This window comes from Lysinibacillus sp. NPDC048646 (genome assembly GCF_050272295.1).
Classification (GTDB): Bacteria; Bacillota; Bacilli; order Bacillales_A; family Planococcaceae; genus Lysinibacillus.
This window is the reverse complement of the sequence record NZ_JBNNLZ010000007.1, coordinates 1-19,994: the sequence shown is the minus strand read 5'-3', so window position 1 is coordinate 19,994 and position 19,994 is coordinate 1. Positions and strand designations below refer to the sequence as shown.

Annotated in this window: 19 protein-coding genes and 1 pseudogene; 14 read left to right on the top strand and 6 right to left on the bottom strand. The window is 38.0% G+C overall.

The genetic code is table 11. From position 1 onward, the window contains the following. Positions 1–21: 21 nt before the first annotated feature. From asnS to ACQKII_RS09955, 4 genes are all read left to right on the top strand, one after another. The gene (asnS, locus tag ACQKII_RS09970; protein ID WP_427458779.1) at positions 22–1,317 is read left to right on the top strand and encodes an asparagine--tRNA ligase; all 1,296 of its coding nucleotides are present in this window, start codon (positions 22–24) and stop codon (positions 1,315–1,317) included. A gap of 94 nt (positions 1,318–1,411) precedes the next feature. Next, positions 1,412–2,140: a DnaD domain-containing protein gene (locus tag ACQKII_RS09965; RefSeq protein ID WP_427458777.1), complete on the top strand. Its 729-nt coding sequence runs from the start codon at positions 1,412–1,414 to the stop codon at positions 2,138–2,140. Between the two features lie 13 nt (positions 2,141–2,153). Continuing rightward, positions 2,154–2,816 (top strand): endonuclease III, encoded by a 663-nt coding sequence (nth, locus tag ACQKII_RS09960; protein ID WP_010858919.1) that lies wholly within the window; start codon positions 2,154–2,156, stop codon positions 2,814–2,816. Then, entirely contained in the window at positions 2,813–3,127 is a 315-nt protein-coding gene (locus ACQKII_RS09955; protein WP_427458775.1) for a YpoC family protein, read from the top strand. Before nth ends, ACQKII_RS09955 begins: the two co-directional genes overlap by 4 nt. 432 nt (positions 3,128–3,559) lie before the next feature. On the opposite strand, the gene ACQKII_RS09950 is transcribed toward ACQKII_RS09955, so the two are convergent. From ACQKII_RS09950 to recU, 3 genes are all read right to left on the bottom strand, one after another. Next, a complete protein-coding gene (locus tag ACQKII_RS09950; RefSeq protein WP_427458773.1) occupies positions 3,560–3,730 on the bottom strand; it encodes a hypothetical protein in 171 nt (56 codons plus the stop codon). 108 nt (positions 3,731–3,838) lie between these two features. Continuing rightward, positions 3,839–6,505: a transglycosylase domain-containing protein gene (locus ACQKII_RS09945; RefSeq protein ID WP_427458771.1), complete on the bottom strand. Its 2,667-nt coding sequence runs from the start codon at positions 6,503–6,505 to the stop codon at positions 3,839–3,841. Then, the gene (recU, locus tag ACQKII_RS09940) at positions 6,502–7,152 is read right to left on the bottom strand and encodes a Holliday junction resolvase RecU (RefSeq protein ID WP_427458769.1); all 651 of its coding nucleotides are present in this window, start codon (positions 7,150–7,152) and stop codon (positions 6,502–6,504) included. Before recU ends, ACQKII_RS09945 begins: the two co-directional genes overlap by 4 nt. 491 nt (positions 7,153–7,643) lie before the next feature. Here recU and ACQKII_RS09935 point away from each other — a divergent pair, with 491 nt between their 5' ends. The 3 genes from ACQKII_RS09935 to ACQKII_RS09925 are packed head-to-tail and all read left to right on the top strand — an operon-like array spanning position 7,644 to position 10,505. After that, positions 7,644–7,838: an endonuclease gene (locus ACQKII_RS09935; protein ID WP_107924237.1), complete on the top strand. Its 195-nt coding sequence runs from the start codon at positions 7,644–7,646 to the stop codon at positions 7,836–7,838. A gap of 50 nt (positions 7,839–7,888) precedes the next feature. After that, a complete protein-coding gene (locus tag ACQKII_RS09930) occupies positions 7,889–8,275 on the top strand; it encodes a YppE family protein (RefSeq protein WP_427458767.1) in 387 nt (128 codons plus the stop codon). Continuing rightward, positions 8,247–10,505, top strand: a complete 2,259-nt coding sequence (locus ACQKII_RS09925; RefSeq protein ID WP_427458765.1) for a DEAD/DEAH box helicase — start codon at positions 8,247–8,249, stop codon at positions 10,503–10,505. Before ACQKII_RS09930 ends, ACQKII_RS09925 begins: the two co-directional genes overlap by 29 nt. A 189-nt stretch (positions 10,506–10,694) precedes the next feature. On the opposite strand, the gene ACQKII_RS09920 is transcribed toward ACQKII_RS09925, so the two are convergent. Beyond that, positions 10,695–11,708, bottom strand: a complete 1,014-nt coding sequence (locus ACQKII_RS09920) for a trypsin-like serine peptidase (protein ID WP_427458763.1) — start codon at positions 11,706–11,708, stop codon at positions 10,695–10,697. A gap of 185 nt (positions 11,709–11,893) precedes the next feature. Between ACQKII_RS09920 and ACQKII_RS09915 the strand changes: the two genes are divergently transcribed. Next, positions 11,894–12,085 carry a hypothetical protein gene (locus tag ACQKII_RS09915; protein ID WP_427459068.1) on the top strand — a complete coding sequence of 64 codons (192 nt, stop codon included), beginning with the start codon at positions 11,894–11,896 and terminating at the stop codon, positions 12,083–12,085. Between the two features lie 254 nt (positions 12,086–12,339). Here the strand turns inward: ACQKII_RS09915 and ACQKII_RS09910 are convergent, their stop codons facing one another. Next, positions 12,340–12,945 carry a hypothetical protein gene (locus ACQKII_RS09910; RefSeq protein WP_427458761.1) on the bottom strand — a complete coding sequence of 202 codons (606 nt, stop codon included), beginning with the start codon at positions 12,943–12,945 and terminating at the stop codon, positions 12,340–12,342. Next, on the bottom strand, positions 12,942–13,580 hold the full coding sequence (locus tag ACQKII_RS09905) for a phosphate starvation-inducible protein PhoH (RefSeq protein ID WP_427458759.1): 639 nt from the start codon (positions 13,578–13,580) through the stop codon (positions 12,942–12,944). The genes ACQKII_RS09910 and ACQKII_RS09905 overlap by 4 nt, the downstream gene beginning before the upstream one ends. Positions 13,581–13,836: 256 nt before the next feature. Here ACQKII_RS09905 and ACQKII_RS09900 point away from each other — a divergent pair, with 256 nt between their 5' ends. The 6 genes and pseudogenes from ACQKII_RS09900 to ACQKII_RS09875 form a co-directional block, all read left to right on the top strand. Further along, complete coding sequence (locus ACQKII_RS09900) at positions 13,837–14,958, top strand: ABC transporter substrate-binding protein (protein ID WP_427458757.1); 1,122 nt, start codon at positions 13,837–13,839, stop codon at positions 14,956–14,958. Between the two features lie 1,242 nt (positions 14,959–16,200). After that, positions 16,201–16,896 carry a vancomycin resistance response regulator transcription factor, VanR-F/VanR-M family gene (vanR, locus tag ACQKII_RS09895; protein ID WP_427458755.1) on the top strand — a complete coding sequence of 232 codons (696 nt, stop codon included), beginning with the start codon at positions 16,201–16,203 and terminating at the stop codon, positions 16,894–16,896. Continuing rightward, positions 16,889–17,986: an ATP-binding protein gene (locus ACQKII_RS09890; RefSeq protein ID WP_427458753.1), complete on the top strand. Its 1,098-nt coding sequence runs from the start codon at positions 16,889–16,891 to the stop codon at positions 17,984–17,986. Before vanR ends, ACQKII_RS09890 begins: the two co-directional genes overlap by 8 nt. A gap of 117 nt (positions 17,987–18,103) precedes the next feature. Continuing rightward, complete coding sequence (vanY, locus tag ACQKII_RS09885) at positions 18,104–18,967, top strand: VanY-A/VanY-F/VanY-M family D-Ala-D-Ala carboxypeptidase (protein ID WP_427458751.1); 864 nt, start codon at positions 18,104–18,106, stop codon at positions 18,965–18,967. 59 nt (positions 18,968–19,026) lie between these two features. After that, positions 19,027–19,647, top strand: coding sequence for a glycopeptide resistance protein VanZ-F (gene vanZ-F / locus ACQKII_RS09880; RefSeq protein WP_427458749.1), 621 nt, complete (start codon positions 19,027–19,029; stop codon positions 19,645–19,647). Positions 19,648–19,724: 77 nt separating this feature from the next. After that, positions 19,725–19,877, top strand: a pseudogene (locus ACQKII_RS09875) (glycerophosphodiester phosphodiesterase family protein); the annotation flags it as partial. Between the last annotated feature and the right edge of the window lie 117 nt (positions 19,878–19,994).

The window sequence follows — 19,994 nt, the reverse complement described above, 5'->3', positions numbered from 1 at the left end:
AACCAACTTTGGAGGATATCTATGAAAAAAATTATGATTCAAGATATGCCACAGCATATCGGCGAAACAGTCAAGCTAGGTGCTTGGTTAGCTAACAAACGTTCAAGTGGGAAAATTGCCTTCTTACAATTACGCGATGGCTCAGGCTTTGTGCAAGGGGTAGTTGTCAAGGAAGAAGTAGGCGAAGAAATTTTTGCCATTGCAAAAGGTTTGACACAAGAAACGTCGATGTATATTATTGGCGAGGTTAAAGCCGATGAGCGTTCAAGCTTTGGCTGTGAGCTTGCTGTAACGGGCATTGAAGTTTTACATGTGGCAACAGATTTCCCAATCACGCCAAAGGAGCACGGTCCTGAGTTTCTAATGGATAACCGTCACTTATGGTTACGTTCTCGTAAGCAACATGCAGTGATGAAAGTCCGTAACGAAATCATTCGTGCAACATACGAGTTTTTCAACAACAATGGCTTCACAAAAATGGACCCACCTATTTTGACAGGTTCAGCTCCTGAAGGTACTTCTGAGCTCTTTGCTACAAAGTATTTCGATGAAGATGCATACCTATCTCAATCAGGTCAGCTTTATATGGAAGCGGCTGCGATGGCGTTAGGAAAAGTATTCTCATTCGGTCCAACGTTCCGTGCCGAAAAGTCTAAAACGCGTCGTCACTTAATCGAGTTTTGGATGATCGAACCGGAAATGGCGTTTGTGGAATTTGAAGAAAACTTAGAAGTACAAGAACAATATGTTGAACATATTGTGCAATCAGTACTGGCAAACTGCAAATTAGAATTAGAGCGACTAGGCCGTGATACATCGACACTTGAAAATATCAAAGCGCCATTCCCTCGTATTTCTTATGACGATGCCATTAAACTATTACATGAACAAGGTTTTGACGATATTGAATGGGGCGATGACTTTGGTGCGCCGCATGAAACAGCCATTGCCAATTCTTTTGACAAACCTGTATTCATCACATGCTACCCAGTAGGCATCAAACCGTTCTATATGCAACCACATCCAGATCGTGATGACGTCGTATTATGTGCAGATTTAATCGCACCTGAAGGCTACGGCGAAATCATCGGTGGTTCAGAGCGTATCCATGACTACGAGTTACTAAAATCTCGTCTTGCAGAACACAATTTATCATTAGATGCTTATGCATGGTACTTAGAGCTTCGTAAACAAGGTTCAGTACCGCACTCAGGCTTTGGTCTAGGGTTAGAACGAACTGTGGCATGGATTTCAGGCACTGAGCATATCCGTGAAACAATTCCATTCCCACGTTTACTAAACCGTTTATACCCATAATCGGTTAGTAACAAACAAAAAAACAATTTAAAAGTCGCGTAGTGAAATTTCTACGCGGCTTTTCTACTTATAATAGAAAGAAGGAGTCATCTATATGAGCACAAATAATAATCGACTCCGTACGTGGACTGAGCAGAGAACGATTCAAATACCTCAGCTTTTTTTTCAGTTTTATAAGGAGTTAAACATAGAGGATGAAGAGGCCCTGATTGTCGTGCATTTACTTGCCTTTCATATCGAGGGCAATGAATTTCCTACACCTAATGATTTGATGAGCCGCCTAACAATGCCGAGTGATGCCATTTCATCACGCCTCCAGCGGTTGATGCAAAAGGGCTTCCTCGAAATAACACGTGATGTGGATGCAAGTGGCAAAATATACGAAAAATATTCTGTGTACCCGCTATGGGAGCGCATCATGCAAATCATTGAAATGCAGGAACAAAAAAAATCAGCAACGACCCTTCGACAAGAAGAAGGCGAGTTATTCCGTTTGTTTGAAGAGGAAATGGGGCGTCTTTTATCTCCTTTAGAGCTTGAAAAAATCGGTTCATGGCTAGATGAAGATAAACACAGTCCAGCACTTATTAAAGAGGCGCTCAAGGAGGCTGTGTTTGCTGGCAAAATGAGCATTCGCTATATTGACCGTATTCTACTGGAGTGGAAAAAGAAAAATATTACCACACCTCAGGCTGCACAAAAGCAAGGGGAACAATTCCGTGAAAAGCAAAGTTTTAACAGACCACCAGCCCGTACAACACAGCAAGAAACTCAGTCGACAAACAAAGTAGCTTTTTATAATTGGTTAGAAGAAAGAGAATAGGGGGATTCCAGGCATGTTAACGAAAAAACAATGGGAGCATTGTCTAGCAGAAATGGACAGAATGTTTCCCGATGCACATTGTGAGCTTGTTCATGACAATCCATTTGAACTAACAATTGCAACATTATTATCGGCACAATGTACGGACGTACTCGTCAATAAAGTAACGAAAACATTGTTTCAAAAATATAAAAAACCAGAGGATTATTTAGCCGTTCCCTTAGAGGAGCTACAACAGGATATTCGCTCCATCGGCTTGTATCGCAATAAGGCGAAGAATATTCAAGCGCTATGCGAACGCTTGCTTGTTGAATATGGGGGAGAAATCCCGGCAAGCCGAGAAGCATTAGTGACGTTACCTGGAGTAGGTCGTAAAACAGCCAATGTTGTGTTATCTGTTGCCTTTGATGTACCTGCACTAGCTGTGGACACGCATGTAGAGCGTGTTTCTAAGCGCTTAGGATTATGCCGCTGGAAGGATTCCGTGTTAGAGGTTGAGGAAACAATCATGAAAAAAACGCCTATGGATAAATGGTCTAAAACCCACCATCAGCTTATTTTCTTTGGTCGTTATCATTGTAAAGCACAAAATCCGGGCTGCCATACATGTCCGTTATTGGGCGATTGCCGTGAAGGACAAAAACGTTTGAAAAAAGGGCTGGTGAAGGAAGCATGAACGTAGAGGCAATCGCAAAGGACAAAGTCGATGCATGGTTTGCTGAGTGGACGGCACTAGAAGGCCAAATACATCTAGCGCATGATGCCCGCAACGGCGCAGCAAAGGGCTTGATGGAGCAGGGGATTGCACTGTTTGAGCGTTTACCGCAAGAGGCTGGTGAGGAAGTGATGCCGATTAATGGCATGGAGCGCTTAGTCTTTATCCAAGCAAAACCAGGTCAATACGCATGTTATCGGCAATTAGATGAATTATTTAAAGAAACAAAAAAACGTACAGCACGCTTACGACTACAGGCAGCAAAGGGCTAGGGGTAGACGGATAGAAGTTGCGAAGTCGTGGATAGAACTCTCGAAGTGATGGATAGAAGTCTCGAAGTGACGGATAGAACCCGTAAAGTGATGGATAGAACTCGCAAAGTGACGGTTAGAACCAAACAACCGCATAGAACATGGGAAAGCAGAGAAGCGTTAATGAACTGCCCTGTAAATGTTAGACACCAATCTAACTTTACGGGGTTTTTTTATGGCAAAAGTAAGTGTTGAACAACGTATTCAAGCGCTTCAACGATACTTAAATGGTGATGAATCCATGATTGAAATCGCAAAAGATATCGGTGTCACAAATCGGGTTGTCAGTGAATAAGTTCGCCGTTATCAAAAAAATGGTATAGAGACTTTTTTAAAGTCCTATACAAAATATTCTACTGAATATAGGTTTCGTTGTTCTTTTTGTTTCCTTTTTCATGGATGGATGCCCCTCTTTTTCTTAGAAACAAGGGCATCATAACCACCATTCTCAACCTTTATTTTCCAATTCCGAATCATGCCGGGAGACGAAATGTTAAATAGTGCAGCTGCGTTAATCGAAGATGTACCTGTTTCGTCCGCCGTAGCGGAAATCGACGGGTTCATATAGATACTTCTATATTAAAAGAAAAAAGACTGTAGACAAACTCAATTTTTTGAGTTTGATCTACAGTCTGAAGCAGAGAAGCGTTAATGCTTCTCTGCATTTTTAATTTATTCAGTGCTTGCGTCTTCACCATCAGGCGTTGTAGGTTCGGTTGGCGGAGTAGGTGGTTGACCACCGTTATTGTCATTGTTGCCGTTGTTACCATTATTTCCGTTATCGTTATTGCCGTTATTACCGTTGTTGCCATTGCCGTTGTTTCCATTTCCATTGTTGCCGTTACCATTTTCATTGCCGCTATTGTCACCTTGATCTGGTGGCGTAGGGTTCTCGATGTCTGGTTCATCTGGATTATCTGTTTCTAAATCCTCATCAGGTATACTTGTCACTTGGAAGGATGTTGTACCCGGCTCACTGCGCGTACCATCAAAAATAGCTACTACAGAAATGACGTAATTGCCGTCCTCTAATGTGTTGCCGACTGTTAAGCCTTTACTATCAGTAGTACCAAGCTTGAAAGTTTCTCCACCTTCTAGTGTGGCAGATACTTCAAATGTCGTCGGCAGTGGTTCGTTTGTTTCTGGATCTAATAAGGCATCATGTTCCCAGCCGATGCTGATGGATTGACCACCTAAATCTAAACTTGCACTAACACTGTAAGGTGTTGACAGTTCAGGTGCCTCATATTCATTCGAAACCTCTGTAGGTTCTGTACCTCGAACGAATAATTCTGTTTGACGTCGATCGCTCGGTGTAAAGTCACTCGCTAATCTGAGTGGGTTTGAGCCGACTTCAATTGTAGCTTCTACAACTGAACTTGGTTTTTTGAAACGTGATGTTTCAACGTTCGCCGAAATCTCATTCATAATTTGTTTAAATAAATGTTGTGGTAAACGACGTTCATCCCAAGTTGTAATTGGATCAAAATGTTTTTCATAACCACTCCATACTGCGATTGAATAGTTTGTTGTGTAACCAGCAAACCATGATTCTGGAACACTCGTACTTGGCAAATTATGCTTGTCAAAATCAGCTTTTGAGTAGTTTGTTGTACCTGTTTTACCTGCAATATCTAATCCGGAAACATTGGCAGCCGTACCTGGAGCATCAGGTTTGTTGCCGACAACATCACGTAGCATATCTGTCACCATATAAGCTGTATAGTCACTCATGGCAACATTCGGTTTTTGTGTATAGTCCTTCGATGTTTTGCCATCACGGTAAACAATTTTTGTAATCGCATGAGGGGTAGTGTAAACACCATTATTCCCGAATGCTGCATAAGAGGCTGCCATTTGGATAGGAGACATCGCAATATCCCCACCCCCGATCGCATCAGATTCAAAAACATTTTCAGCATCAATACCTAAGCGACCAATAAATTCTTGTGCTTTATCAGTACCAACTTCTTTTAACGTTTTTACTGCTGGCACGTTACGAGAAGTATATAAAGCTTTACGTGCTGTCATTGCCCCCAAATATTTATCATCCCAGTTCGTGATGGTTTGTTTGGAACCTGTATAATTCATGCGTTCATCGACAAGCGTTTGACCTGTTGACCATTTTAAATATTCGATTGCAGGACCGTAATCAAGGAGTGGCTTCATTGTAGAGCCTGGTTGATGTTTTAAGTCTTCTGCATAGTTGAAGCCACGTTCAGCGCCGTAATTACGTCCGCCACCAACTGCTTGAATCTGACCAGATTTTGTATCAACAACAGCTATACCCGTTTCAATGTTTTCTGTAGGGAAGTTAGCGTCATCATTCATAATGTTTTCTACAATTTTCTGAGCATTCGGGTCAAGTGTTGTATAAACTTTAATGCCCTCTGCCATTGCTGTGCCATCATCGTTTTTCTCAAGTTCATTAATGACGATATCTAAGAAGGCATCATATTTAGAGCCTGCAAATGATTGACGGGTTGCATCATCAGCTAGACCGGCTGTCACTTCCACTGCTTTGGCTTCGTCCATCTCTGCCTTGGAAATTTTACCGTGTTGTAACATTAAACCTAAAACAATATTACGACGCTTCTCAGCAAGATCTGGATTTTTCAATGGATTGTAGGCATTTGGTCGTTGCACCATACCAGCAAGTAATGCTTCTTCATCCAGTGTTAATTCACTTAACTCTTTACCATAGAAATATTGGGATGCTGTTCCAAAGCCGTAGATACGGCCAGACATCAGCATTTTGTTAAAGTACATTTCAAAAATTTCTTCTTTTGAATATTTACGCTCAAGCTGAAAGGCAAGCCAAGCTTCTTGCGCCTTACGTTTTAATTTTTTCTCGTTTTGTAAAAATGAGTTTTTGACAACTTGCTGTGTTAATGTAGATGCACCTTGTGCGCCAAAGCCATCACGGAAGTTGGCAAGAATGGCCCCACCGAGACGATAAAAATCCATCCCATGATGTTGGAAAAAGCGTACATCTTCTGTCGCAAGAATGGCATTGACCATATCCTCAGGAATATCTTCGTATTTTATATATTTCCGGTTTTCTGCACCGATTGTCGCAAAAATTTCACCATTTTTATCGTAAAATTCGGAAGAAACCGGGTCCTTCAATAATTCTTCATTTAGTTCAGGTGCGGTGCTGGCGTAATAAGCAAATAATCCGGCGCCACCTACTAATCCTACTACCCCAATAGCTACCAAGGTTAGGAAAATGCGCTTGAACCATGTTTTGACCGATGATGTTGATTTTGGTGCTTTCTCTTTATTTTTTTGAGCGCGAGTTTTTTGATGCTCACCGCGTGTTTGACGACGTTCAGTCATTCTATTATCTCCTCACTTTCAAAGCCATGACTTTTTGCAACGATGAACTGCTGGAGAACGGGTAAATAATCGATACGCGGATAATAACTTGTTGGAATTTCATAGGCTTCTTTTTCGATTGTCGAAAAGGGTATCGATTTACGTTCACCACTGGTCATCGCTTGCCAGGCCTTTTGTAAAACTTCGTATGGCAATATAAAGTAACGTTCAAAAGCTGAAAAACGAATGATTATAAATGCCACACCATGTTGTTCCGTCACTTGCTGCATATGTGTCATTTGATGTGTGTGTATATTTTTTAATGGGAAACTTGTTTTTGAGGCAGTTTCCTTTGCATCAAAATCAATATAATGCCCATTCCAAACACCGTTATAGTCTGTTGTAGAGGGCGTTCGAAAATAAGCTTCTTTAATAACTGCAGCGCTTCGTGATGGGTACTCTACTTTGACGATTTGTACGGGAACAGGTTTCTTATGAATGATGGCAAGCCGCCTTTCTAAATAATAGTCGTTTGCTTCATTAATTTCATCTTCTAGCGTTTTCCCTCGATTACTAAAAGAGAAATCCTTCGTTTTTCCCTGTTTCTCTGTTTTCGTGACAGAGGGAGCAGGGGTATACAATTTCCCATTTGGATAACGAATTGTCATTTAGAATCACCCTCTATAATACTGCTATTATACACAATAGTTTACCATGATTCAGTAGAAGTTCTCCACTTCCGTCAGACCTGTGGTGGATGCCGTTTTTACATGCCAATTAGTGGTAGGTCAGCCATCCATTCTATTAAAAAGGGCTGCGCTTTAGAACGATAAATCCTGTGGTGAATTGTCGGTGTAGTGGATTCCACTATGTTAGTAAAATCGCCGTTAGAAGTCGAAAATGCGCTTGTAGAGCAGCTAATTTTCGCTATAACATCCGTCAACATCTCCGATAAATCTCCAGTTTCATCACTAGAGGAATAGGTCAGTGTCCCTTGAAATTGGTACTATTTTGAAGCAAAGTTGTTCATTGTCATTGAGCGTTAAAAATATTTATCGAAATACTTCTTCTTTCAGCTAACTTACGCTTATTTTGTCACGCATGAAGGTAATTTTATACATGCGAGGAATACATAAGTAAAGTAAAAGGAGGCGTTGTATTGAATAAGATAAAACAATTAGTTGCGCAGCTGGATCTAGTCAATCAATTACTTTTAACGAGAGTGTCATTGGAAGACAATGCACATAGTCTGCAATTTTTTATGCAGCTCAAATCTGTAAGCCAGAAAGTAAGCTTAGCAGAAAAGAACTGGCAAGTAAAGAATGCTTGTTCGCCTATTAGTAGTGAAAAATGATAGACTTTGGTACACTATCCTCATAAGATGAAAATAAATGAGGTGCGAAATTGTTATTGATACAGCAAACTTCCATATTAATAGATGAATGTGACAAATGTGTTTCACGCTTTTGGCAAATGCGTGAGGAGGATCGTGCGCCAGATTTTTTTGCAGAGGTGAAGCCACATGCAGATGAAATCCATCAATTATTGAAGGATTGGCAACAGCAGGCAAATGATTGGATTCAAAAAAATCGGCCGAAATATATGCATACACAACAAATTTCTTCAGCGGTAGAATCGATGGGGCAATTTGTTGTGCAATCCTTTTATAAAGAAACCAGTAAAAAACGTTTTTTAGATGCCACCCATTCGGCTTCCTACACGCTAAAAAATTTTTATGGCTTAGTGAAGGAGGAGCAGACAGATGCTATCGAAAAAACGGACCATTCGTGAGCTCTTGCACGAATGGCGCTACGATGAGGAATTAAAAGAACGTATCCTACATTGGCAAACGTTGGAGGGGCGCGATGCAAAGCTTGCTCCTTTCCCGGGAAATTTGCATCCGTCACTCGTCAAAGCGTTACATGCTCGTGGTATTCAGCAATTGTATACCCATCAGCGTGAAGCGTTTGACTTGGCGACGAGTGGGCAATCATTTACCGCTGTTACACCAACAGCCTCAGGTAAATCCTATTGCTATCATTTGCCTGTGTTACAAAAAATTCTAGAGGACCGAAATGCTCGTGCTATCTATCTGTTTCCGACCAAAGCTTTAGCACAGGATCAGAAAAATGATTTAAATGAACTGATAGAACTGAGCGGTGAAGACATTTTAAGCTACACCTATGATGGCGATACAGCGCCCGGTATTCGCCAAAAGGTGCGTAAGGCAGGTCATATCGTGATGACGAATCCGGATATGCTACATTCAGGCATTTTGCCGCATCATACAAAATGGGTTTCCCTCTTTGAAAATTTGCAGTATATCGTCATTGATGAGTTGCATACATATAAAGGTGTATTTGGTTCACATGTTGCGCATGTTATTCGAAGACTCAAACGTATCTGCGAATTTTATGGCAGCAAGCCTGTTTTCATTTGTACGTCTGCGACCATTAAAAATCCACAAGAGCTAGCAGAAACTTTAACGAATGACACACATACTTTAATCGCCGATTCTGGTGCACCAGTTGGCAAGAAAACATTCCTGTTTTACAATCCGCCTATTGTTCATAAAACATTTGGTGTGCGGCGCAGTGCAGTATTAGAAGTAAGTGATTTGGCAAAAAGGCTCTATACAGCAGGGATTCAAACCATCATTTTTGCAAAAAGCCGAGTGCGTGTAGAAATGATTGTTACCTATTTAAAGGAACTGACACGTGATAAGTTACTGGATGAATCTGTGCGTGGCTATCGAGGGGGCTATTTACCTTCAGAGCGACGTGTCATTGAACGTGGGCTTCGTGACGGGACGATTCAAACTGTGGTCAGTACAAATGCGTTAGAACTAGGGGTTGATATTGGTCAATTACAGGCCTGTATTATGACGGGTTACCCGGGAAATATTGCGAGCGCATGGCAACAAGCAGGACGTGCAGGGCGTCGTCAGGACGAGGCGCTCATTATTTATGTGGCGCAATCTACAGCGCTTGACCAATATGTCGTGAATCATCCGTTATTTTTACTTGGTAGTGCACCTGAGGAGGCGCGAATTTATCCTGAAAATATGTTGATTTTGATGGACCATTTAAAATGTGCGGCCTTTGAACTGCCATTTACCACAGAGGATACGTATGGCGAATATGATATACAAGAATTGCTAGAGTACTTAGCGGAAGAAGGCGTAGTCTTTAAAACAAGTGACAAGTGGCATTGGATGAGTGATCGTTTCCCAGCACATGACATTAGTCTTCGCTCAGCCTCGCAGGAAAATGTCGTCATCATTGATATGACGGTGCCTGCTCAGACGAAAGTTATTGGGGAAATGGACCGTCATAGCGCAATGACATTGCTCCATGAAGAAGCGATCTATTTGCATCAAGGGATTCAATTTCAAGTCGAGAAGCTTGATTGGGAAGAAAAGAAAGCATTTGTGCGTGAGGTCGATGCTGATTACTATACAGATGCAAATTTAGCGGTGGAGATGAAGGTGTTAGAGGAGGATCGAAGCCGAACTTATGGAGGCGGTACCATTTGCTTCGGTGATGTAGGCTTGGTAGCACAAGCAACGATTTTTAAAAAAATTCGTTTTGGCACACACGACAATATTGGCTCAGGTCCCATTCATTTACCACCCGATGAAATGCATACAAGCTCATCGTGGTTATCGTTTACAGCGCCAGAAAAATGGTCAGAGGAAGAGTTAACGGACGCCATGACAGGAGCTGCCTATGCGATGAATGCGTTTATCCCCTTATTCATCCAATGTGATAGCAGTGATGTAGCAGTCGTGCCACAAGTAAAGGCAACTCATAACGAGCTACCGACGTTTTTTGTCTATGATAAGTATCCAGGTGGTATCGGTTTAAGTGAAAAGGTCTATGACTTGTGGGAAGAGCTGCTGGTAAAGACACAGCACCATGTGGCTAGTTGTGCCTGTGAATCGGGCTGTCCATCCTGTATCGGAGCGCAAGATTCTTTCGGTAATTTAAAACAAAAAGTAGTAAAGCTTCTTCAAATTTAATAGGAGACACGAAAGAGGGATTGAGAGGAGTAGTCTAAGGCTAATCCTTCAAGCCCTCTTCTTTGATTGGATTTTGAAACGCGATGTCTTACTTGCAAGAATATAGTAGATTTTCAACAAAATATGATAGACAAACCGAAATTTTCAGTTTGTCTATAATTTGAGTTTATATAAAATTATTGCTGCCTTTTACTCCAAAGCTTTGGAAACAAAATTAAACATATAAGAGTTCATCTTAGGTCCACCATTCATAGGGTTCCCATTAATAACGAATGAACCTCTATGAACACCTACAATTTGATTGTCAGTGTTTATCAATGCTGAACCTGATTGTCCTGGTGCAGTATCAATTGTATAAAAAGCTACAGATGCATCCTCTTTAGTAATATATCCGCTCATACCGAATTGAGAAATTTCACCATTTGCCTGCATTAAATCTCCCGGATAACCATAAATATCGATATTTTGATTAAGAAGATTATTTACCTGTCTGATGCCAAGAGTACCTGCAACATCTCCCGCCTGTTTATTGTCTTTTGATACGTCTAAAACAAGAACAGCGAAGTCTTCGGAACTCGAACCAGTAGTAGCCCAATTAGCAGCTACAGCATAATCATTGACATTATAAGAACCAAACAATCCAACACTATTACTTACGCCAGGGTAAACCTTTGCACTAATTATACTTTCTTTTGTTTTTGGATCTATTACACAATGTCCATTTGTTAGAACCTTATTTTTGCCAATTAAAGTACCAGTACAAGAACCACCTGTCCCATCAGGCCACTTTATTTCAATATACGTAATTGCACTATATGGAAATTCTTTCGTATTCTCTACTTTTATTCTACTATCCTCATCGATGACAATACGTGATGATATTATTGGGCCATTAGAGTCATTAATAATTACTGGTGGCGGTGTAATATCGATATAGGCATGATTTTCTATGATGGAATCAATCTGAACGGGTGAAATTTCTCCTGTACCTTGAACACTTGGTATTTCATTGTTAAATTGTAAATTACTATTATTGTATTCTTCGTACTTAATTACCTCACCTTTTGAGTTTATCATGTCATAAGGATGAGACACTTGACTTGGATCAAAAGAAAAATTCCCTAAAGATCCTTCAGCAAAAACATGCATAGGAACTAATAAGAAGATAAGCATAAAGAAAAACTTAAAGGTAATTTTTTTCATTTTATTCCTCCTTTAGATGTACTACTTACAGTCTAATGGAAATGAAAGGAAAAATAAACAAAAAAATTGAAAATTCCCAATTTAATTATTAATTTAATAATTTAGAATATTTTTACTGATTTGAACTCTGAAATTTCAGTGTACCAAATTCTCACCCATTATTAATACTTTTCATGAGGTGTGGGGTGACAGAAGAAATGCATACAAGCTCATCGTGGTTATCGTTTACAGCGCCAGAAAAATGGTCAGAGGAAGAGTTAACGGACGCCATGACAGGAGCTGCCTATGCAATGAATGCGTTTATCCCCTTATTCATCCAATGTGATAGCAGTGATGTAGCGGTCGTGCCACAAGTAAATTCCCCAAATCTTCGCTGAAAGAGTAACCGATTAAAGCAATGCAGCGCAACCAATTTTTGAACATGATGTATGTATCAAAAACAGGTGTCGTAACAAAAAGACGTATCAAAATTATTAACATTGTTGGTGATTCGTGCCGACTTGTACAATGTGAATACCCTTCCAACAATTAAATAATTGGAAGGGTATTGGTTTTAGAAAGTTGAAATGAAATGACGGTATTACCTATACACGTCCAGTTAAGTCAAAGAGAAATTTCTAAAGGTTTTTTTTTATATCTTACCTTCTGCAATCCAGGGCATAAAGCCGTCTAAAAATCTTTCTGTAGCTGGCATGAAATAAGCCCCAAAATGATAATCCGGATCTAATGTAGTAATAATTAAAGTCCCCTTCGTGCTGATTTTATCAACATACATAACAGCGCCACCATCTTCGGTTGTGATTAGTTTATCAACGCCATTTGGTGGCCAGAATACACCGTGCTGATGCCAAGTTGCATCGTTTAATGTCAAATAATTAAACAAATCATAGTGAGGAGCAGCTAATACTAAACCACTTTTCGCTCCTTCTTCAAGCCACCACCAGAAATTCGTTTCGCGCTCCTCCCATTTTTGGTTCGGAAGCCATTCCCAAGGTTGTGGACCAAATGCAATCACAATTCCACCGTTATCAGCGAAGGTACGAACTTTGTCTGCAGCACGAAGCAATAATTTATCATTTAGCTGAGAAGGGAAAAAAAGTACGTCAAATTCATCTAATGCTGTTTGTTCGAATTCTGGGAAATAGATGAGTTGGGTTATATATTTATTGAATTTAGGTTCATTAAATGTACGGTTATGTGGGGCATTGCCACTGATAATCACTGCTATTTTTCTCATACGTTTTTACTCCCTTGGTGTAAAGCTTGAATTTCTAGATGAATCCATTGTAATAATTGTTCACTGATGCGGTCAGTTGTTTTGTTTTGTTTGTAATACCATATTAGGTCTTTACCTGCATGTACTAAAATGGTGCCTTTTGTAGTTTTGCGGTCAATATATGTGACAGGTTCATTGTTTGGCAATGTGACTAGTACTTCAGCATCTGCTGGTATTGGATGATGACCACGTGCAAAGAAGCCAGAAACGCCTTTGTTGTATGTCATATCGTCAGGGTTAACTCCTGCAAATATCCCTTGATCCTTTACGATAGTAAGCGCGTAGTCAGTATAGTGATTAATAGTTTTCGGGATGAAATGACTAGCGCCAGGTAACCAATCAATATAAAGATGTCCACAGAAAATAATTACTTTTTGATCATTTAAAAACTGCTTGATCAATCCTTTATGTTTAGCTAGAAAGCGTTGGTCAACGAATTCTGGAATAATCAGTGCTTGAATAGAAGATAAATCTGTTTTAGCTAAATCATATTGATCAAACATTGTCATACTGTCATTGATAAACGGGTTAGTTCTACGTTCAAGTCCAAACGCATTGCCTGGATCTAATATTAAAATCTCTTTATTAGTAGTCATATTAATCCTCCAAAAAGCTTGTGAATGGTGAGTCTGTCCATAATTGATTTTATCTTATCATTAATGATAATCATTATCAAATAGATTTTAGATAAAAAACCATTCAAGAGGAAACAACAAAAGATTACTAATGTTGTATGTTGAAAAATGTCGAAAAGTGTTGACTACGAGGATGAGTATCCTGTAAAGTATAAAATGAAATTGATAATCATTATCAATTATATAAATGAGACACAATTTTAGGAGAGTTGAACAAATGAATTGGAAATACCCATTATCAGCAATAGCTATTTCCGCGTTATTAGTAGGTTGTAACCAGTCGGATAATGCTAATAAATCGCCATCTAAAGAAACAGCAGAAACGAAAGAAGAAACAATTATAAAGGATGAATTAAATCGGGAAGTAAAAATTCCAATAAATCCTGATCGTGTTGTAGTGGGAGGTATCCTTCCTTATTTCTCAACTTGGTATGTTGCAACTAATTCTACAAAAGAAATCGTTGGTATGCATCCAAATTCATATAATGCAGCTTCTCATTCAATCTTAAAAGATATTTCACCAGATATACTAAAAGCGGATACATCTTTTATTAAAAATGGTGAATTGAATATTGAGGAATTAATGAAGGTTGATCCGGAAGTCTATTTTGAAATCGCATCGGACGAAAAATCAATAAATAAACTAGAGGAAGCAGGGGTTCCGACAGTTGCACTACAGGCAACAGCTGATTCTGATGATCCATTAGAAATATTAAATCGATGGTTAACATTAACTGGTGAAATAACAGGAACAACAGATAGACCTGAACAAATTATTGAAGAGGGTAAAAAGAATCAACAAGAAATTAATGATAAGCTTGCAAATGTTAAAAAAGAAGATAAGCCACAAGTGATGATTCTTCAATACCATAGTGAAAAAGAAATTTCAGTAGCTGGATCTAATATGCATGGAAATCGATGGATTAAGGCAACGGGTGGTATAGATGTTGCAGAAGCGGAAATTCAAGGTATTAAAGCAGTCAATATGGAACAATTGTATAAATGGGATCCAGATATTATCTACATTACAAACTTTACTGAAACACAGCCAAAGGACTTGTTCAATAACACGATTAAAGGACAAGACTGGAGTCAGTTAACAGCAGTTAAAAATAAGCAAGTGTATAAAGTGCCACTAGGTATTTATCGTTGGTATCCACCAAATGGAGATGCACCTCTTATGTTAAAATGGATGGCACAGCATAATCATCCAGAAATATTCGATTATAATATGACAGAAGAAATTCAAAAATACTACTCTAAATTCTATAACTATGATGTAACAGAAGACCAAGTAAAAGACATATTAAATCCATCTTCGGAAGCTGCAAAATATTAAGAGAACAACTAGTGAAGGTGAATTGAAATGAAAAAAATAATTGGAAATGGGTGCTATAATGGCTATTACCAATACTGTTTACTTTCTTGTTACTATAGGCGCTCAAGATTCTTTCATTAATCTAAAACAAAAAGTAGTAAAGCTTCTTCAAATTTAATAGGAGATACCAAAGAGGGATTGAGAGGAGTAGTCTAAGGCTAATCCTTCAAGCCCTCTTCTTTGATTAGATTTTGAAGCATTTTACGACGAGTACATGGATGATAAATCAGGAAAAAAAGTAATAGACGAACTTTTTCAAGCTTGGGTTTGGAATAAAATAGATATTTCTTATAGTATAGTTATAGATAGGGACTAACGGGAGCTTTGTTAAATAAGCCATAGTAGACCACTTTGTGCGTTATGGGTGATTTACTATTTATCATTTATTGGAGAGAATTTAAACCCATATTTGTTCAGAACGATGTAGTAATCTAACAATGTCAGGGTTAGCAAACGAACACGCATAACAGCAAAGCCAAGGTAATCAATTAATTTTGAGTCTGGTCATTTTGGTTTCTTTGCTTTGTTTAAAGAATGTTGTTGATTTTCATTTTAAACTAACAGAGTATTGTAGTAAAATAAGGACCCTCAATATTAGAGGACCACACCATTTTGTGGAATAACTCTCCAATGTGATAGCAGTGATGTAGCAGTCGTGCCACAAGTAAAGGCAACCCATAACGAGCTACCGACGTTTTTTATGATAAGTTTCCAGGCGGTATCAGTTTAAGTGAAAATCAACCTTTAAAAAGATTAAATCAAAAATAATCTCGGCACTCTCAAACGAAGGTGCTTTTTATTATGCAAAAAAGGCAGTGTTGTAATGGGAAAATTGATTGCGGCAGTTGGTGGGAGAATTGGTACGTGGGTGTCGTATTCGATTGATGGCCTAGGCATAGCCGTAACTGTAGTGATTGGTTTTATGGTATCGATTATCTAACCGGAATGACATAGGGCTTCATTATACAGGAAATTATTAGAAGTGAATAATTAGTCATTCTGTATCCCGCTAAATGGCAATATTTTTAAAGAAGAAAAGGAAACAATAAAATATAAATAAAAACTCTAAAATATTCAACTAACTGTCACACTGTTAAACTAACTTTACGGAACTAAATATCAAAAACTGATGTTTTTTTATGATACAACAACTTCGTATGACTTATTGACGATTAATGATAACTTTATCTAGGAGTGGAATAAATGAAAAATATAACAATATTAATAGCTGATGATGATGTTGAAATTGCTGATTTGGTTGCTATACATTTAGAAAAAGAAGGGTATCGTGTCATTAAGGTATCGGATGGGCAAGAAACCATTGATGTGATCCAGACTCAACCAATTGATTTACTGATTTTGGATATTATGATGCCGAAATTGGATGGATATGAAGTTACACGTCGCATTCGCGAAAAACATAATATGCCCATTATTTTTTTGAGCGCTAAAACGTCTGATTTTGATAAAGTGCAGGGACTCGTGATTGGCGCAGACGATTATATGACGAAACCATTTATACCCATTGAATTGGTAGCTCGGGTAAATGCACAGCTGCGACGCTATATGAAGTTGAATCAACCTAAAATCAAACAGAACTCAAACTTGGAATTTGGAGGATTAGCGATTTCTCCTGAACAACGTACAGTTACGCTATATGGTAAGAATATTGAGTTAACACCGAAAGAGTTTGAAATTTTATATTTATTAGCCAGTAACCCAAATAAAGTTTATAGTGCAGAAGATATTTTTCAGAAGGTATGGGGCGATGCATACTATGAAGGTGGGAATACCGTTATGGTTCATATCCGTACCTTGCGGAAAAAACTTGAAGAGGATAAACGGAAAAACAAATTGATAAAAACTGTATGGGGGGTAGGTTATAAATTCAATGAGTAAAATACTACGAGGCTTTCGTTCAAAAATGATAATATTGTTGGGTTTAAGCATGTTGTTGTCTAGCGCCATAACATACCTACTCTTTAAAGGACTCCAATTGTATTATTATACAAATGTTAAGCATGGAGATACACTAGCTTATTTTCGCAAAATAATACAAAACATCGGCGACATTAACATTTTTTTACTGTTATTTATCACGCTTTCGATATTATTTTTCTTTTTACTTACAAAACCCTATTCTGCCTATTTCAATGAGATTTCAAAAGGAATTCATTATCTCGCTCAGGGTGACTTTAAACATCGAGTTCAAATATTGTCAAATGATGAATTTAGTGATATTGCACAAGGCATTAATCTGGCAAGTGAAAAATTGGAACAAGCTGTAGAAAGGGGTGACTTTTCGGAAAGTAGTAAAGAGCAGTTAGTAGTAAATTTGGCTCATGATTTGCGCACACCTCTTACCTCTGTTTTAGGTTATATAGATTTAATCCTTAAGGATGATAGCTTGACTGAAAATCAGATCAGGCATTATTTAACGATTGCCTTTACCAAATCTCAACGCTTAGAAAGGTTAATTGATGAATTATTCGAAATAACTAGGATGAATTATGGCATGTTACCAAATGAAAAGAAACAAATCGACTTAAGTGAGCTACTAATTCAATTGAAAGAAGAGTTGTATCCTGTCTTCGAGAAAAACGATTTGATCGCAAGAATGAATATTACTTCCCCTTTATCTATTATGGGTGATGGTGAATTGTTGGCACGTGTGTTTGAAAATCTTCTGATTAATGCAAATCGCTATGGGTATGAGGGGCAGTATCTAGATCTCAACGGTTTTATTGATTCTGAGGAAGTAGTTATTCAAGTTATCAATTATGGGGATGCCATTCCTCCAGATGAACTGCCTCATATTTTTGATATGCTTTATACTGGTGACAAAGCACGAACGCATCAAGAAAATAGTACAGGTCTCGGTTTATTCATTGCGAAAAATATTGTAGAGCAACACAGTGGGACAATAACTGCCGAAAGTGATTTAATACGCACGATATTTGAAGTCCGATTACCAATGGAGGATTCCTAAGAAGATTAATAATAAAATCCAAGTAAAAATTTAAGAAAAATTTTATATTTACCCCACTTTTTATTTTAAAAGTTTATCCTATCCTATTAACAAGTTACATCAAGGAGGAGACTAAAAATGAAAAAGTGGGGATTTTTATTAATTTTTGCATTATTTCTAGTATTTATTTTTAATATATTGCCGATATCCCAAGATAAAGTAGAAGTTCAAATATATGAACAAAATGATAATACAGCTACTGAAAATACCCAAAAGATTGAGCTTACAGAAGAACATATCTATCAAGGAAATCTACTCTTGGTCAACAATGAACATCCTGTTCATCAAAAGAGTATAAAATCGGATGTCATAAATTTATATATGCACAAAGAATTGACGAAGGGGTATGGGTTACTTGATAACGAAATTAAATTGTCAGAAGAAATAGCTGAAAAATTTTCTGAAATGATAGCTGATGCTGAAAAAGATGGTGTTCTTCACTTTTTAATTAGTAGTGGTTTTCGAGACCTAGATGAGCAAAGCAGACTTTACGAAGAAATGGGTTCTAATTATGCTTTGCCAACAGGTCATAGCGAACACAATTTGGGGTTATCGCTTGATGTGGGGTCTACTCAAAAGAAGATGGAAGAAGCGCCTGAAGGAAAGTGGGTAGAAAAAAATTCTTGGGAATACGGCTTTATATTACGCTATCCCTTGGATAAAACGGATGTTACAGGAATTCAATATGAACCTTGGCATATTCGCTATGTCGGCTTGCCTCACAGTGTCATTATGCAGGAAATGAATTTAGCTTTGGAAGAATATTTGGATTATTTAAAAGAAGAAAAGAGCATTTCTGTTAGTGTTGATAGGAAAAAATATACAATTTCATATTATCCCATTTCTCAAAACGAGACAATTGAAGTTAAAGTACCAGCGAATAAACAGTATGAAATATCTGGTGATAATATAGATGGAGTGATTGTGACCACATTTTCTTGAATTAGGTTCTAAAATGATAAAGTCATAGGTTTAAATGAAAGTTAGGAGACGTATTCTATATGCTTACACTTACAGTTTTGTATACTTATTTTTGTACTATTATTTTTTGTTTTGTGTTTCAAATTGGATTTTTATTAAAGGCTGGAAAAAATTTATCTATTAAGCATTTTATATGGGTGTATGTTTTTCTTTTCTACCTTGCGCTAGTGTATATGGTGACGGGGATAGGGAATATATGGGGAATAGGAAGATATGAAACATTAATTCGTATAAGTGAAATCAACTTACTTCCATTTTCTTCAGAAGGTATTACTACGTATATTTTGAACATTATTCTGTTTATGCCGTTAGGATTTTTATTGCCAACTATTTGGCCGCAGTTTAGAACAATTAAAAATACTGCATGTACTGGGTTCTTTTTTTCATTGGCTATTGAGCTAAGTCAATTGCTAAATCATAGGATTACAGATATTGATGATTTACTTATGAACACCCTAGGGGCGGTTATTGGGTATTTATTATACAGAGTTTTATTTAAAATGATATGTACAAGAGGTGAAAAAAAGCTTGATAGTAAATCTTCTCTAGTAATACAATACGAGGGTATTTTTTATTTAGTTTGCTCATTTATAGGGAGGATATTACTTTATTATCCAATTTTATTTCGAAAAATTATCTAAATGTACATTATGATTGTCTGTATATAATGAAGAACATTGTTTAAATCATTTCAACCAATATTGAAGAGGAGAATGCAATGAACAAAATAAAAAGGTTACTGAAACGTAAAACGACTTGGATAATTCTTATCCTATTCGTGTTTGTTTATGTAAATAACAGTTCTTTTTTTGCTAAGAGGGACGAGGGGACTCCTCTTCTTCTTGCTCACCGAGGACTTTCGCAAACATTTTTGCGCTTCATGGATGGCTAACGGGGCAGTTTAGTTGTGCGAAATGTTTCTAGTTTAAATTGAGAATGGTCACATTACTCAGGTAAAGGCTAGACAGTTCCTTTCGGAACTGAAGGG